The 16,233-nt window shown below is 60.2% G+C and carries 13 protein-coding genes; 5 read left to right on the top strand and 8 right to left on the bottom strand.

Annotation, left to right across the window (positions count from 1 at the left end; all coding sequences use genetic code 11):
• Positions 1-21: 21 nt before the first annotated feature.
• Positions 22-954, top strand: coding sequence for a sigma 54-interacting transcriptional regulator (locus AB7M26_RS04165; RefSeq protein ID WP_429388036.1), 933 nt, complete (start codon positions 22-24; stop codon positions 952-954).
• Positions 955-1,310: 356 nt separating this feature from the next.
• Entirely contained in the window at positions 1,311-2,093 is a 783-nt protein-coding gene (locus tag AB7M26_RS04160; RefSeq protein WP_008009603.1) for a MetQ/NlpA family ABC transporter substrate-binding protein, read from the top strand.
• Positions 2,094-2,432: 339 nt separating this feature from the next.
• On the opposite strand, the gene AB7M26_RS04155 is transcribed toward AB7M26_RS04160, so the two are convergent.
• Complete coding sequence (locus AB7M26_RS04155; RefSeq protein WP_429375722.1) at positions 2,433-3,593, bottom strand: AAA family ATPase; 1,161 nt, start codon at positions 3,591-3,593, stop codon at positions 2,433-2,435.
• 301 nt (positions 3,594-3,894) lie between these two features.
• On the opposite strand from AB7M26_RS04155, the gene AB7M26_RS04150 reads away from it, so the two are divergent.
• The 3 genes from AB7M26_RS04150 to AB7M26_RS04140 are packed head-to-tail and all read left to right on the top strand — an operon-like array spanning position 3,895 to position 9,112.
• Positions 3,895-4,998 (top strand): efflux RND transporter periplasmic adaptor subunit, encoded by a 1,104-nt coding sequence (locus AB7M26_RS04150; RefSeq protein WP_429388031.1) that lies wholly within the window; start codon positions 3,895-3,897, stop codon positions 4,996-4,998.
• A complete protein-coding gene (locus AB7M26_RS04145) occupies positions 4,995-6,062 on the top strand; it encodes an efflux RND transporter periplasmic adaptor subunit (RefSeq protein WP_429388028.1) in 1,068 nt (355 codons plus the stop codon). Before AB7M26_RS04150 ends, AB7M26_RS04145 begins: the two co-directional genes overlap by 4 nt.
• Positions 6,059-9,112 carry an efflux RND transporter permease subunit gene (locus tag AB7M26_RS04140; RefSeq protein WP_429388025.1) on the top strand — a complete coding sequence of 1,018 codons (3,054 nt, stop codon included), beginning with the start codon at positions 6,059-6,061 and terminating at the stop codon, positions 9,110-9,112. Before AB7M26_RS04145 ends, AB7M26_RS04140 begins: the two co-directional genes overlap by 4 nt.
• A gap of 102 nt (positions 9,113-9,214) precedes the next feature.
• Here AB7M26_RS04140 and AB7M26_RS04135 read toward each other — a convergent pair whose 3' ends face one another.
• The 7 genes from AB7M26_RS04135 to AB7M26_RS04105 form a co-directional block, all read right to left on the bottom strand.
• Positions 9,215-9,844, bottom strand: coding sequence for a class I SAM-dependent methyltransferase (locus tag AB7M26_RS04135; RefSeq protein WP_429388022.1), 630 nt, complete (start codon positions 9,842-9,844; stop codon positions 9,215-9,217).
• Positions 9,845-10,040: 196 nt separating this feature from the next.
• On the bottom strand, positions 10,041-10,397 hold the full coding sequence (locus tag AB7M26_RS04130; RefSeq protein WP_218396851.1) for a DUF6124 family protein: 357 nt from the start codon (positions 10,395-10,397) through the stop codon (positions 10,041-10,043).
• Positions 10,398-10,956: 559 nt separating this feature from the next.
• Complete coding sequence (locus tag AB7M26_RS04125; protein WP_429375717.1) at positions 10,957-11,601, bottom strand: methionine ABC transporter permease; 645 nt, start codon at positions 11,599-11,601, stop codon at positions 10,957-10,959.
• Positions 11,591-12,712 carry a methionine ABC transporter ATP-binding protein gene (locus AB7M26_RS04120; protein WP_429388018.1) on the bottom strand — a complete coding sequence of 374 codons (1,122 nt, stop codon included), beginning with the start codon at positions 12,710-12,712 and terminating at the stop codon, positions 11,591-11,593. The genes AB7M26_RS04125 and AB7M26_RS04120 overlap by 11 nt, the downstream gene beginning before the upstream one ends.
• Positions 12,713-12,714: 2 nt before the next feature.
• On the bottom strand, positions 12,715-13,524 hold the full coding sequence (locus AB7M26_RS04115) for a MetQ/NlpA family ABC transporter substrate-binding protein (RefSeq protein ID WP_429375715.1): 810 nt from the start codon (positions 13,522-13,524) through the stop codon (positions 12,715-12,717).
• 127 nt (positions 13,525-13,651) lie between these two features.
• Positions 13,652-15,010 (bottom strand): LLM class flavin-dependent oxidoreductase, encoded by a 1,359-nt coding sequence (locus AB7M26_RS04110; RefSeq protein ID WP_123498307.1) that lies wholly within the window; start codon positions 15,008-15,010, stop codon positions 13,652-13,654.
• On the bottom strand, positions 15,010-16,203 hold the full coding sequence (locus AB7M26_RS04105) for an SfnB family sulfur acquisition oxidoreductase (protein WP_429388013.1): 1,194 nt from the start codon (positions 16,201-16,203) through the stop codon (positions 15,010-15,012). The genes AB7M26_RS04110 and AB7M26_RS04105 overlap by 1 nt, the downstream gene beginning before the upstream one ends.
• Positions 16,204-16,233 lie beyond the last annotated feature (30 nt).

Raw genomic sequence — 16,233 nt, 5'->3', positions numbered from 1 at the left:
GGTTTTGGGCGGGAGTCTGCCATGAGCTTGCATGAAACCTTCGGTCAGCCGCTGCTGACCTTTCCTGATGCGGAAAAAAGCCCGCTGAGCATTCGTGCCAAGGCGTTGGTGTTCGTCGATCCGCGTTCCCGGCAGTTGCGCCAGGAGCTGGAACAACTGGCGCCACGTTCGATCTCGGTATTGATCCGCGGTGAAACCGGCAGTGGTAAAGAACTGCTGGCGCGGCACATCCATCGCGCCAGTGACCGTGGTGGATTGTTCGTATCCGTCAATTGCGGGGCGATCAGCCCGACCTACGCCGACGCTGAACTGTTTGGCTATGCCGCCGGCAGTTACAGCGGTTCGGCCAGCAGTCGCGCTGGCTGGTTCGGTTCGGCCAATGGCGGCACGCTCTATCTGGACGAGATCGGCGACTTGCCGTTGCCAATCCAGATCAAGCTGCTCGCAGCCCTGGAAAACCATGAGGTCACTCGCGTTGGCGCTCAGCAACCAAGCCCGGTGGACGTACGTCTGGTGGCCGCCACCAGCATCGATCTGGCTCAGGCCGTGGCTGCCGGAAAATTCCATGAGCGGCTCTATCACTACCTCAGTGAAGGCCAGCTCGAACTGCCGGCCTTGCGCGAACGGGTGGGTGATATTTTGTCGCTGGCCGAATACTTCCTTGGCATCTACAGCCAACGCCTCGATCTGCCGGTGCCATTGATCAGCGACGCCGCGCAGCAGCTGCTGGAGCAGCACAGTTGGCCGGGCAACACCCGGGAGCTGGAGAACGTCATCCACTTTGCGTTGTTGGTGAGTACCGGCGATGAGATTTTGCCGGAGCATTTGAATTTGCCCGAGGCATCGGTATCGCTGCTTCAGATCGAGCAGCAACTCAAAAAAATCCTCGGCAACGGTTCCGCCGCCGAGAAAGAGGCCTTGAAACAACTGCTCAAAGCCACCGAGCTTCTGTAGGAGCGAAGCTTGCTCGCGAAGCAGACGACTCGGTCTGTCCGGGAGGACGCCTTCGCGGGCAAGCCTCGCTCCTACAGAGGTCATGTTCCGGGCTTTTTGTAGGAGCGAAGCTTGCTCGCGAAGCCGGCGACTCGGTCTGTTCGGGAGGACGCCTTCGAGGGTAAGCCTCGCTCCTACAGGGTTTTGGGCGAGTTGGATCTGTATGAACAAAATGGAATATGAAAGTGAATAAAAGATATTGTTCGGGAATAAAAAATCCCGGTATTGTCCGCGTCACGCCAGCGATAGCACTTCACTGGCACTCGTATTAATCAGCCGTCGTCGATGATGGCCGCGAATTTCGATAAGGACACTGCATGAAAAAGGTTCTGTTGTTTACCGCATTGGCGGCTGCCCTGACCGCGGGCCTGGCCCAGGCTGGCGAGAAACTGGTGGTGGCGGCGACCCCGATTCCACATGCCGAGATCCTTGAACTGATCAAGCCGACCCTCGCCAAAGAAGGCGTGGACTTGGAGATCAAAGTCTTCACCGACTACGTTCAGCCGAACGTGCAGGTCGACCAGAAGCGTCTGGACGCCAACTACTTCCAGACCCTGCCGTACCTGAAAAACTTCAACGAAGGCAAAGGCACTAACCTGGTGACCGTGATCGGCGTGCATGTCGAACCATTCGGCGGCTACTCGAAGAAAGTCAAAAGCCTGGCTGAGCTGAAAGACGGCGCAACCATCGCCATCCCCAACGAAGGCAGCAACAGCGGCCGTGCGCTGATCCTGCTGCAGAAGGCTGGCCTGATCGAGTTGAAAGACCCGAAAAACGCCGTGGCCACCCCGAAAGACATCGCCAAGAACCCGCACAACTTCAAGTTCAAGGAACTGGAATCGGCCATGCTGCCGCGTGTTCTGGACCAGGTCGACCTGGACATGATCAACACCAACTACGCGCTGGACGCGGGTCTGAACCCGGCTAAAGATGCACTGGTGATCGAAGGTGCCGATTCGCCTTACGTGAACTTTCTGGTGGCGCGTCCAGACAACAAGGACAGCGTCGCCATCCAGAAACTGGCCAAGGCCCTGACCAGCCCGGAAGTGAAAGCATTCATCGCCAAGAAGTACAGCGGCGCGGTACTGCCGGCGTTCTGATTGACCGCAGTATCAAACCTTTTCAAGGTTTCAACGCCGACGGCTGATACAGCGTCGGCGTTTTTTATTACGCCAAGATCTTTTGCTTTAAAGTTTCAGGCCGCCCGCGCCTTCAGCGCTTTGCGCAACGCCATCAGCAATTTCACGATGTCTTGCGGATCCAGCCGCTGCGGCACGTTTACGTCAGCCATTTTCCCTTCCTTGTGATGGTTCGGCCCTGAGTCTGGCCAAAAGCTGTGCGTCCTTGGAGGGCTGTCTTGAAAAAAAGATCCTTCCTACAGCGTAAAGGAAAATAGCCGTCCTCCACTGCCGCAGCAAATCAGCCAGATAAGACGCCGCTCAATCCGGCCAATACCACACCGGCTCATCCAGCATCCGCTGCCCGACTATCCCGGTCTGGCCGAAATCCTTCTCCAGCACAATGCAATTGCATTCCGGGTCTTGCTGCAACGCCGAGATCAACCGCCGCGCATGAGACACCACCCACACCTGACACTGCTCGGACGCTCGAATGATCAACCGCGCCAACGCCGGCAGCAGGTCCGGATGCAGACTGGTTTCCGGTTCGTTCAACACCATCAACGTCGGCGGCCGAGGCGTCAGCAATGCCGCAACCAGCAACAAATAGCGCAACGTCCCATCCGATAACTCGGCGGCGGACAACGGCCGCAACAACCCTTCCTGATAAAACTCGATTGCAAATCGGCCACCTTGCAGCAGTGCGATGTTCAGCGTCGCGCCGGGGAACGCGTCGCTGATCGCCGCCTGCAAGGCTTCGGGATCGCCGATTTCGCGGATGGTCTGTAACGCCGCCGCGAGGTCGCGACCGTCGTGGTGCAACACCGGCGTGCGAGTGCCCAGTTGTGGTTGGCGCGCCGGAGCTTCGGCATCGCTGCGAAAGTGATCGTAGAAGCGCCAGCGGCGGATGAATTCACGCAGCTGCAAGACTTCCGGCGAGGTGCGCAAGCTACCAACCTGATCGAACAGGCTGTCGAAATTCGGCGTGCGTTGGGCCAGCACCTCCCAGCTGCGGCCGACCCGTGTGCGAATCATCGGGCCGTCACGATCCACCAGCAGGCTGGCCGGGCGATAGAACGGCCCGGACCAGATGCATTCCTTTTTGATTTCCGGGTCCAGAGAAAACGCGGAAAGACTCTGTTCCTGAAGGCCCAGCGCGATCGAGTAGCTGAAGTCTTCACCGGCAAACCCCAGGCGCAGGCGTTTGGCGCCGTGTCGCATGGTTGCCTGGATCGGGATTTCACCATTGCGCATGCGCTGGGTGATGGTTTCCGGCCCGGCCCAGAAGGTCGAATCCAGCCCACCCTCGCGTGCCAAGCCATTGACCACTCCACCCTGAGCAGTTTCCGCCAGCAGGCGCAAGGCGCGGTAGAGATTGGATTTACCGCTGCCGTTGGGGCCGGTGATCAGGTTCAGCCGTTCGAGCGGAATCACCAATTTATTGATCGAGCGGTAATTGGCCACCGCGAGGGTTTTGAGCATGGGAAGCTTCCTGCTGCAGGGGCCGCCAGTTTGTCTTAGTCGGCGACTGTGAGCGTATGTGGCGAGGGAGCTTGCTCCCGCTGGGCTGCGAAGCGGCCCAAAAAAGTTAAACGAGGTGTGTCAGGCAAAACGAGATAGCAGGTTTTGCGTCTGCTGCGCAGCCGAGCGGGAGCAAGCTCCCTCGCCACAGGCAACCCCCCAAGCCCCATGCGATGCAGCAAACCCGTGCACCTGTTGAACCCTGTTCTAAGCTCACAGTCGTATCGTCACTTGCACGTTCGTACAACGCAAAGGAGTCTGCATGGCGGGTCCCGGATTGAAATTCATGGTTGGCCTGAGCCTCATCGCCCTGCTGAGCGCCTGTGGCGATAAAAAGCCCGTCGAGAAGGACCGCCCACGAGTCTTCGTGCAAGAGGTCAAGCCAACCGATTACGCCGCCGCAGTGACACTCACCGGCGACGTCCAGGCGCGAGTGCAAACCGAACTGTCGTTCCGCGTGGGCGGCAAGATCATCCAGCGCATGGTCGATGTCGGTGACCGGGTTTCGGCCAAACAAGTGCTGGCCAAGCTCGATCCCAAGGACCTGCAAACCAGCGTCGACTCGGCCCAGGCCCAGGTCGTTGCCGAACAGGCGCGGGTCAAACAAACCGCCGCCGCCTTCGTTCGCCAACAAAAACTCCTGCCCAAGGGCTACACCAGCCAGAGCGAATACGACTCCGCCCAAGCCGCCTTGCGCAGCAGTCAGAGCGCGCTGACCGCCGCTCAAGCGCAATTGGCCAACGCCCGTGATCAATTGAGCTACACCGCGTTGATTGCCGATGCGCCGGGGGTGATTACCGCGCGCCAGGCTGAAGTCGGCCAAGTGGTACAAGCCACGGTGCCGATTTTCAGCCTGGCCCGGGACGGCGAGCGTGACGCGGTGTTCAACGTGTACGAATCACTGCTGACTGAGCCACCGGCGGATAGATCGATTGTGGTCAGCCTGCTCGACAACCCGAAAATCAAGACCACGGGCACCGTTCGGGAAGTCACGCCGGCAGTCTCGGCGCAGACTGGCACAGTGCAAGTCAAAGTCACCCTCGACAGCCTTCCCGAGGGCATGCAGCTGGGGTCGGTGGTGAGCGCCACCGCCAAGCCGGTGGGCAAAACCGCGGTGGAATTGCCCTGGGCGGCCCTGACCAAAAACCTCAGTGACCCGGCCGTGTGGCTGGTGGATGCCGAGGGCAAGGCGCAGTTGCACACCGTCACCGTCGGCCGTTACCTGACCGGCAAAGTCATTGTCAGCGCTGGCCTTAATGGGGGCGAAAAAGTCGTCACCGCGGGCGGCCAGTTACTGCATCCGGGCGTGCGCGTGGAGATTGTCGAGAACACCTACCAGCCCCCAGCGACAGGAGCCCAGCCATGAAGCGCCTGTTGCTGTTGTCCGCTGCTGCACTACTGGTTGCTTGCTCCAAGGAGGACGCGCCGCCAGAACCGGTTCGGCCGGTGTTGTCGGTGGAAGTGAAGGCGCTCAATCAAGAAAACCTCGGCCGGTTTGCCGGCAGCATCCAGGCCCGTTACGAAAGCAACGTCGGTTTCCGGGTGCCGGGGCGTATCGCCAGCCGTAACGTCGATGTCGGCGCTGAAGTGCAGAAGGGCGCGTTGCTCGCGACCCTCGACCCCACCGATCAGCAGAACCAGTTGCGCTCCGCCCAGGGTGATCTGGCGCGGGTTCAGGCGCAGCTCATCAACGCTCAGGCCAACGCCCGGCGTCAGCAGGAACTGTTCAATCGCGGGGTTGGCGCGCAGGCACAGCTGGACATCGCCCAGACCGACCTGAAAACCACCCAGGCGTCCCTCGATCAAGCCAGGGCCGCCGTCGATCAGGCGAAGGACCAACTCAACTACGTTGAGCTGCGCACCGATCACAAAGCCATCGTCACCGCGTGGAACGCCGAAGCCGGGCAAGTGGTCACGGCCGGCCAGCAAGTAGTGACCCTGGCGCAGCCGGACATCAAGGAAGCGGTGATCGACCTGCCCGATACCCTGGTTGATCAGTTGCCAGCCGACGTGGTGTTCCAGGTCGCCTCACAACTGGACCCGAGCATCACCAGCACCGCCATCGTGCGCGAAATCGAGCCCCAGGCGCAAAGCGCGACCCGTACCCGTCGCGCCCGCCTGAGCCTGGCCGATACGCCACCGGGCTTTCGCCTCGGCACGGCGATCAGCGTGACCCTCAGCTCCGCGATCAAGCCGCGCCTCGAACTGCCGGTGAGTGCGCTGCAGGAGGTCGATGGAAAACTGCGGATCTGGGTCGTTGATCCACAGACGCAAACCGTTTCGCCAAGGGAGGTCAGCCTGATCAGCCGGACCGATGCCACGGTGGTCCTGGCCAACGGCGTGAAAACCGGCGAGCGGGTGGTCAGCGCGGGTGTGAACAGCCTCAAACCGGGGCAGAAAGTGAAAATTGACGAGGACAGCCCGCAATGAAAGGGAGTTTCAACTTATCCGAATGGGCCCTCAAGCATCAGTCGTTTGTCTGGTATTTGATGTTCGTCGCGCTGCTGATGGGCGTGTTTTCGTACCTGAACCTGGGGCGCGAAGAAGACCCCTCGTTCACCATCAAAACCATGGTGATCCAGACTCGCTGGCCCGGCGCTACCCAGGAACAGACCCTCAAGCAGGTCACCGACCGGATCGAGAAAAAACTCGAAGAACTCGACTCGCTCGACTACGTGAAAAGCTACACCCGCCCCGGCGAATCAACGGTGTTCGTTAACCTGCTCGACACAACCAGTGCCAAGGACATCCCGCAAATCTGGTACCAGGTGCGCAAGAAGATCAACGACATTCGCGGTGACTTCCCGAAGGGCCTGCAAGGGCCGGGTTTCAACGATGAGTTCGGCGACGTGTTCGGTTCGGTGTATGCCTTTACCGCCGATGGCCTGTCGATGCGCCAGTTGCGCGATTACGTGGAACAGGTACGTGCCGAGATCCGTGAAGTCCCGGGGTTGGGCAAGGTCGAGATGGTCGGCGAGCAGGATGAAGTCCTTTACCTGAACTTCTCCACTCGCAAACTCGCCGCCCTCGGCATCGATCAGCGCCAAGTGGTGCAGAGCCTGCAATCACAGAATGCGGTAACGCCGGCGGGGGTGATCGAGGCCGGTCCGGAGCGGATTTCGGTGCGGACTTCGGGGCAATTTGCCTCTGAGAAAGACCTGGCCAACGTCAACCTGAAGCTCAACGATCGCTTCTACCGACTGGCCGACATCGCCAACATCAGCCGTGGCTATGTCGATCCGTCGACCCCGGAGTTTCGCTTCAACGGTCAGCCAGCCATCGGCCTGGCGATCGCCATGAAGAAGGGCGGCAACATTCAGGACTTCGGCAAGGCACTGCACCTGCGCATGGATGAACTGACGGCGGACCTGCCGGTGGGCGTCGGTGTGCACAACGTGTCCGACCAGGCCGACGTAGTGGAAGAAGCCGTCGGCGGTTTCACCAGTGCGTTGTTCGAAGCCGTGGTGATCGTGCTGATCGTCAGCTTCGTCAGTCTTGGCGTGCGTGCCGGGCTGGTAGTGGCGTGTTCGATTCCATTGGTGCTGGCAATGGTCTTCCTCTTCATGGAATACAGCGGCATCACCATGCAGCGGATCTCCCTCGGTGCGCTGATCATCGCCCTCGGCCTGCTGGTGGACGACGCGATGATCACCGTGGAAATGATGGTCACGCGCCTGGAAATGGGCGAAACCAAAGAGCAGGCGGCGACCTTCGCCTACACATCGACCGCATTCCCGATGCTCACCGGCACCTTGGTCACCGTCGCCGGTTTTGTGCCGATCGGCTTGAACGCAAGCTCGGCCGGTGAGTACACCTTCACGCTGTTCGCGGTGATCGCAGTGGCGATGCTGGTGTCGTGGATCGTCGCCGTGCTGTTCGCCCCGGTACTCGGTGTGCATATTCTGAGCGCCAATGTGAAACCTCACGACGCAGAGCCTGGGCGCATCGGTCGGGCGTTCAATGGCGGCCTGCTCTGGGCCATGCGCAATCGCTGGTGGGCCATCGGCATCACCGTGGCGCTGTTTGTGCTCTCGGTGTTTTCCATGCAGTTCGTGCAGAACCAGTTCTTCCCGTCCTCGGACCGCCCGGAAATTCTCGTCGACCTGAACCTGCCGCAAAACGCCTCGATCGACGAAACCCGCAAGGTGGTGGACAAGCTTGAAGCGACGTTCAAGGACGACCCGGACATCGTGCGCTGGAGCACTTACATCGGCGAGGGGGCGATCCGTTTCTACCTGCCCCTCGACCAGCAATTGCAGAACCCGTACTACGCGCAACTGGTGATCGTCAGCAAAGGCCTGGAATCGCGCACGGCCCTGACCGAGCGTTTGCAAAAGCGCCTGCGCGAAGAATTCGTCGGTGTCGGCAGTTACGTCCAGGCGCTGGAAATGGGCCCGCCGGTGGGGCGGCCGATTCAGTACCGGGTCAGCGGCAAAGACATCGATCAGGTGCGCAAACATGCGATTGCCCTGGCCACCGAGCTGGATAAGAACTCGCACATCGGCGAAATCATTTACGACTGGAACGAGCCGGGCAAAGTCTTGCGCATCGACATCGCCCAAGACCGGGCACGGCAACTGGGGCTGTCATCGGAGGATGTGGCGAACCTCATGAACAGCATCGTCGTCGGCTTGCCGGTCACGCAGGTCGATGATGATATCTACCTGATCAACGTGGTGGGCCGTGCCGAGGATGCCGAACGCGGCAGTCCGAAAACCTTGGAGAACTTGCAGATCGTCACCCCGAGCGGCACGTCGATTCCGCTGCTGGCGTTTGCCACGGTGCGTTATGAACTCGAGCAGCCACTGGTGTGGCGTCGTGATCGCAAACCGACCATCACCATCAAGGCCGCGGTGCGCGACGAGATTCAGCCGACCGACCTGGTGCAACAGCTAAAGCCGGACATCGACAAGTTCGCCGCCAGTTTGCCGGTGGGCTACAAAGTCGCCACCGGCGGTACGGTGGAGGAAAGCGGCAAGGCCCAGGGGCCAATCGCCAAGGTCGTGCCGTTGATGCTGTTTTTGATGGCGACCTTCCTGATGATCCAGTTGCACAGCGTGCAGAAGCTGTTCCTGGTGGCCAGCGTCGCGCCGCTGGGCCTGATCGGCGTGGTGCTGGCGCTGATCCCGACCGGCACGCCAATGGGCTTCGTGGCCATCCTGGGGATTCTGGCGCTGATTGGCATCATTATCCGCAACTCGGTGATTCTGGTGACCCAGATCGACTCTTTCGAGAAGAGTGGCTACACACCGTGGGACGCGGTGGTGCAAGCCACGGAACACCGGCGCCGGCCGATTTTGTTGACGGCGGCGGCAGCGAGTTTGGGGATGATCCCGATTGCGCGGGAAGTGTTCTGGGGGCCGATGGCCTACGCGATGATTGGCGGGATCATCATCGCGACGCTGCTGACGCTGCTGTTTTTGCCGGCGCTGTACGTGGCCTGGTACAAGGTTCGCGAGCCGAAGAAAGAGGTGCAGTGAGGCGAGCGCTTCGCGCTCATCGCGAGCAGGCTCGCTCCCACAGTGATTTCTGGCGTTCACAAAACCCCTGTGGGAGCTTGCCCGCGATGGCGTCCTGACAGGCTACACAGGCTTACGCCAGACACTCGCCAACCAAGGCTGCTGCTCCCGCGGCAGCCCCGTTGGCCGGTAGTAATGCTCAAGCTCCACAAACCCCGCTTCAGTCAGCATTTGCTGCCACACCTGAAGATCGTAATAAGCCCCATAACGCGGCCCGTTCCAGCCTTCCTGATTCTCGCCACGAGGATTGGAGCTGAACAACACACCGCCCGGTTTCAACGCCCCACGCAGTTCCTTCAGCACCCGAGGCAACTCCTGACTCGGAATGTGAAACAGCACGGCATTGGCGAATATCCCGTCAAAGCGTTCGACCGGCAGGTCGAGCTTCAGAAAGTCTTGCTGCCAGACCTCGCAACCACTGTCCTCCCGGGCCATCTGTGCAAGCTTTTCAGAACCGTCGAGCCCGACGGCGCTGTGGCCCAGGCGGGTGAAGGTTTTCAGATCACGGCCAGGGCCGCAGCCAAAATCGAGAATGCTGAACGGCGCCTCACCCTGGATATGCCGCAACAGGGCATCGATGTTCTGGCTGACATCGTGATCGCGAGTGCCTTCACGGAAGTCCTCGGCCACCGCGTTGTAATGGCCCAGGGTGGTGGAAGTGATCTGCTCCAGGTCGTCGGGAGTCTGTTTCATGGTTGGCTGCGCAGGTAATTGGGATTCGTCGAATATACGCCATGACGCCGGGGGCTGCTGCGCAGCCATTCGCGAGCAAGCCCGCTCCCACACTGGATCGCGTCGAACACAAATTCCATGTTCACCGAAGATCGAATGTGGGAGCGGGCTTGCTCGCGAAAGCGGTATCACTGGCGACCAATGACTTCAGCCAGACTCAACTCTGTTTCATCCCCAGGCATTCAATGGACCGATCAACCATCGCCTTGGCAATCTCCAGCAAATGCCAGACGGAGAACACCAATGCCCGATCGGCCCCCTTGAGTTGATCGCCGCACTGATACGCCGTGACCGAGGCGCAGCGCAACAGATCCGCCACATAAAGCTGGGCGTCTTCGAAGCTCACGTCTTTGCTGACGTTGTAGAAGCGTAATTCATCGGGTGCTGTGGGTTGCTTGCCGGTGAGGTGGAAATCGATCGCACGGTAGAGCGCCGATCGATCCCTGAGCAGGTCGTCGGTGGCGGTTTCGTTGGTGGGGTTTTCGGGAGGTGGATCGGGTACGGATTTTTTCATTGGTAAAACTCCTGGAATTAATTGGAGCCAACCGTTATCGCGACTAAACGAATAGGGGTGGCGGCTGCACGCAGGTTAGTCGACCGGTCTCCAGGCAATACCGGCGCACCCGAGGGTGCCCTGCGCACAGCCACCATAACTTTCAGGCAATGAAAAACACCTGACATGAGGTGGCGCTGTGCGCCTGGAAAGATCCGGGCGACTAAACCCGATCACTGATGAGCAGTGACGAACCGAGACTAGCCACCAGATTCTGTCGGCGCAAGCGAGCGGAATGATCTAGGAAACGTCCTGCAAATGAAAGGGATCGGGCCTGCTGGCACTCTGATTTTCTTGTGCGAAATGTTCCCCAGAGGCTAGAGACAATACCTCTGGCGAGTGAGCTTTTCTGTGGCGAGGGAGCTTGCTCCCGCTGGGCTGCGCAGCAGACCCAAAACCATTCAATGAGGTGTGTCAGATAAACCGGGTAGGCAGGTTTTGCGATTGCTGCGCAATCGAGCGGGAGCAAGCGCCCTCGCCACAAAAGCTCTTGTCCGCAGTATGGGGGCAGGGATCATTCTCAGCGTTTGTTCAGGCCTTGAGCCAATCTGTCCCCACCCAACTGAATCACCGCAACCAACACCACCAGCAACACAATCACCGTCAACATGATCTGACTATCAAAGCGCTGATACCCATACCGATAAGCAATGTCCCCCAACCCACCAGCCCCAATCGCCCCGGCCATGGCTGACGAGTTGATCATCGTCACCAACGTAATCGTGAAACCCCCGACAATCCCCGGCAGCGCCTCGGGCAGCAGCACATGCCAGACGATATGCCAGCGCCGGCAGCCCATCGCTTGCGCCGCTTCGATCAGCCCATGGTCGACCTCGCGCAAACTGACCTCGGCGATGCGTGCAAAGAACGGCGTGGCGGCGATGGTCAGCGGCACTACGGCAGCCCAAACGCCATACGTGGTACCGACGATCAGGCGGGTAAACGGAATCAGCGCCACCATCAAAATCAAAAACGGAATCGAGCGGAACAGGTTCACGAACGCGCCCAACACACGATTCAGCGCCGGTGCTGCGTAGATCCCGCCTTTGGTGCTGGTGACCAGAATCACCGCCAGCGGAATTCCCGCCAACAGTGCAATCAGTGACGACACACCCACCATCAAAAACGTGTCGATAAAACCCTGAAGCAAGCGATCAAACCACATAACCCAGCACCTCCACCTGTTGCGCCCAGTGGCCGGCGCGCTGACGCAATTGCTCGGCTCCGAGGGGCGAACCAGTCACTGCCAGCAGCAATTGCCCGAGTGCATGGCCCTGAATCCGTTCCACGCCCCCTTGCAGCAAGCGCACGCGGCCACCGAGGGCGCTGAACAGCGCCGCCAGGTCTGGCTCCTCGCTCGTGCTGCCGGTGAATTGCAAACGCAGCACCACAGCGGCATCCGAAGACTGCGGCTGCGCCCGCAAACGGCTTTGCAGTTCTTCCGGCAGAGCGTGTTGCAGTGGCGCGAGCAAGGTCTTGCTGACTTCATGCTGCGGGTTGCCAAAGACTTCCCAGACCGGCCCTTGCTCGACGATTCGCCCGTGTTCCAGCACCACGACCCGATCACAGATGTCGCGGATCACCGCCATCTCGTGGGTGATCAGCACGATGGTCAGGCCCAGGCGCTGATTGATCTCGCGCAGCAGGCCGAGGATCGATTGCGTGGTTTCCGGATCCAGCGCCGAAGTCGCCTCGTCGCACAGCAGAATCTCGGGATCATGGACCAGTGCGCGGGCGATGCCGACGCGTTGTTTCTGCCCGCCGGAAAGCTGCGCCGGATAAGATTTGTGCTTGCCTTGCAGGCCGACCAATTCCAGCAGTTCGCGGACTTTCTGCTCGCGCGTCTCCTTGGGCACACCGGCGACTTTCAGCGGCAATTCGACGTTCTGCCAAACCGTCTTGGCCGACATCAGATTGAAGTGCTGGAAGATCATGCCGATCCGCCGCCGCAGCGCCACCAAGCGGTCTTCATCGAACTCGCCGATGTCCACCTGATCGATCAGCACCCGCCCGCTGCTCGGTTGTTCGAGGCGGTTGATGGTGCGGATCAGCGACGACTTGCCTGCGCCGCTGCGACCGATGATGCCGAACACTTCACCGCGCTGGATCGCCAGGTCGATGCCGTGCAAGGCCGCCACCGGACCTTGCTGGCCGTTGTAGGTTTTGCCCAGGCCGATGAAACGTACGTGGGCGCGATTGAGGTCTGGGTGCAGTTCGGTTTGTGTGGCGTTATGTGGCTCCGGAAGTTCCAGTCGCCGTTGGATCGCGGCCGTCATGCTCAGCTTTCCCAGCCGGCTTGATAGAGCTTGCCGTGGGCTTTATCCAGCGCCGCGCGAACAGCTGGCGAATGCTGGTAGATGTCGACGAATTTGATCAGCCGCGGGTCGGTTTTGCTTTTCGGCTGGATCACGAACTGGATTACGTATTCCTTGTGATCGAGGCCATCGAACAGCAGGGCGGAACTGGCATCGAAGGTCTTCGACAGGCGAATGTAGGCCGGGTAACCCTGAACCAGATCGGCATCGTCGTAGGCGCGCACCAGTTGCACGGCCTCGACTTGAAGGATTTTGATTTTCTTCGGGTTGGCGATGATGTCTTCTTCGGTGGCCTTGTAGCCGACGCCCGGTTTGAGGGTGATCAGCCCGGCCTTGGCCAGCAGTTGCAGGCCGCGACCGCTGTTGATCGGGTCGTTGGCGATGGCCACGCTGGCGCCTTCGGGCAACTCGTCGAAGCTCTTGTATTTCTTCGAATAGAGGCCGACGTTGTTGATGATCCCCGGGGCGAACGGCACCAGGTCAAAACCGGCGGCGGCCTTGGCGTTTTCCAGGAACGGGATGTGCTGGAAGTAGTTCACGTCGATGTCGCCCGAGGCGAGGCTGACGTTGGGGGCGATCCAGTCGCTGAACTCCACCAGTTCGACTTTCAGGCCTTGTTTGTTGGCTTCTTCTACTGCTGCTTCCAGGGGAATGGCGAAGGCGGCGGTGGTGCCGACTTTCAGTGGTGCGTCGGCGGCGAAGGTGAGAGAGCTGAAGAGGCCGAGGGCCAGGGCCAGTGCTTTGACTGGGTGGGAGAGGTAGGTCTTTTTCATGATGGGGTTTCCAGTCAGTGCATTAAATTTTTGGTGTGTGTTCGGGCCTCATCGCGGGCAAGCCCGCTCCCACAGGGATTGTGTGAATGCCCGAGAGCCTGTGGGAGCGGGCTTGCCCGCGATGCTTTTAGCGGCGAAAAGACGAGCCCGTATGTTGTTCAGGCAAATGCGCCCCTTCGTGAAACAGCTTTTCCCGCAGGCTGCCGTCGTCGTAAGCGGTCTTGTACGACCCTCTGCGTTGCAACTCCGGAATCACTAGCTCAATGAAGTCCACATAGCTTTCCGGGGTGACGATCCGTGTCAGGTTGAAGCCATCCAGACCGGTTTCGGCGATCCACGATTCCAGCTCATCCGCCACCTGCTGCGGCGAGCCGACCACGGTGATGTAGCGACCACCGAGGGCGTGTTGTTCCAGCAGTTTGCGGCGGGTCCAGTCGTTGTTTTGCAGGTTCTTGGTGGCGGACTGGATGGCGTTGCTTTTCACGTACTGGATTGGTTCGTCGAGTTCGTACTCGGAAAAATCGATCCCGGTGGACGCCGAAAAATGCGCCACACCGGCCTCGGCACTGGCGTAGCTCAGGTACTCGGCGTGCTTGGCCCAGGCCAGCTCTTCTGTCTCGCCAACGATCACGTTCAAGCCCATGAACACCTTGATGTCCCAGGGATTGCGCCCGGCCTCGACGGCGCTGGCGCGCACCTTGTCCACTTGAACCCGGGTCGCCGGTTTGTTCTGACCGCTGATGAACACGCACTCGGCATGCCGACCGGCGAACAGCAAACCGCGATCGGAACTGCCGGCCTGGAACAGCACTGGCGTGCGTTGCGGCGACGGTTCGCAGAGGTGATAGCCCTCGACCTGATAGAACTCGCCCTTGTGCTCGACCTTGTGCACTTTGTCCGGCTGGGCGTAGATCCGTTGCTCTCGGTCGTTGAGCACCGCGCCGTTTTCCCAGCTGCCTTCCCAGAGTTTGTAGAGCACTTGCAGGTACTCGTCGGCCTGGTCGTAGCGGCGGTCGTGTTCCACCTGCTCGCTCAGGCCCATGGCTTTGGCGGCGCTGTCCAGATAGCCGGTGACAATGTTCCAGCCGACCCGTCCACGGCTCAAATGATCAAGCGTCGACATACGCCGGGCGAACAGATACGGCGGTTCGTAGGTCAGGTTGGCAGTGAGGCCGAAGCCGAGGTTTCTGGTGACCGCTGCCATGGCCGAGACCAGCAGCAGCGGGTCGTTGACCGGCAACTGGATCGACTCTTTGAGCGGCACGTCCACCGAGTTTTGATAGACGTCGTACACGCCGACGATGTCGGCGATGAACAGACCGTCGAACAGTCCGCGTTCCAGCAACTGAGCCAATTCGGTCCAGTACTCGATAGTTTTATATTGGGTGGAATTGTCCCGTGGATGCGTCCACAGGCCATGGTTGATGTGCCCGATGCAGTTCATGTTGAACGCATTGAGCAGGATTTTCTTTTTGGCATCAGCCATCAAATGGTCCCTCGCAATGGAGGGTTTTCATCGTTGAGGTAGTAATTGCCGATGGCGTGATATTTCCAGCGCACCGGGTCGTGCAGGGTGTGCACCCGGGCATTGCGCCAGTGGCGATCCAGGCCGTGTTCGGCCAGGGTCGCCTGGCTGCCCGCCAGTTCGAACAGCGTGCTGCCGGCGGCGAGGGAAATTTCGGTGCTGATGGCCCGGGCTTCGGCAACGGCAATCGATGCGGCGGCGACGGTCTCGGCATTGGTGTCGGCCTGGGCCTGATCGAGGAATTCGCCGGAGCGTTCCAGCAGGGCTTCGGTGGCGTGCAGACGGATACTCAAGTGGCCGAAGCTCTTGATGGTCAGCGGGTCTTCGGTGGCTTTTTCATGAGTGGCGTCGATCCACGGCCGGGTCTTGGTGCGCACAAAATGCAGCGCATCTTCATACGCGGCGCGGGCGATGCCGGTGTCGATGGCGGCATGGAGAATCTGCGCCAGCGGGCCGACGGTGGTCGGGCGCTCGAAAGCACTTTGAAACGGGATCACGTCCTCGGCGGCGACGTAGACGTCCTCGAACACCACCGAACCGCTGCCGGTGGTGCGCTGGCCGAAACCGCTCCAGTCGTCGATCACCGTCAGCCCTTTGCTATTGCGCGGGACGAAGGCCAATTGCTGCACGCCGTTTTCGTCCACCACTGACGTGGGGATGCGCTGGGCATAAATCGCGCCGGTGGCGTAGAACTTGCGGCCGTTGATGCGGTAGCCGTTGCCATCGCGAGTCAGGCTGGTGACGCGATCATGGGCGGTTTTGGTGCCCAGTTCCGCGAGTGCATTGCCGAAGCGCTGGCCGGCCAACACTTCGGCGTACAGACGTTTTTTCTGCTCATCGGTGCCGTTCACGCGCAGCACTTCAAGGGCATAGAAATGGTTCTGCGGGATTTGTCCGAGGGAGCCGTCGGCCTGGGCGATCAACGCGATGACCTTGGCCAGGGTGACGTTGGAAACCCCGGCGCCACCGTATTCCTTTGGCACGCTGATGCCCCAAAGACCCGAACGGGAAAACACTTCCAGTTCCGGGTACGGCAAACGACGCTCGCGGTCGCGCAGGGCGCTGTCGCGTTTGAAATCGTCGGCCAGGTCACTGGCGACGATCAGGGCTTGCTCATCGCTGGTGATGACCGCGACGTGGTGAGAATAAGTCATGTGTTTCTCCAGAGATCTGGTCAAAAAGGT

The sequence above is a fragment of the Pseudomonas sp. F-14 TE3482 genome, assembly GCF_053629455.1.
The sequence above is the reverse complement of the archived record's forward strand: the minus strand, read 5'-3'. Positions and strand labels throughout refer to the sequence as shown.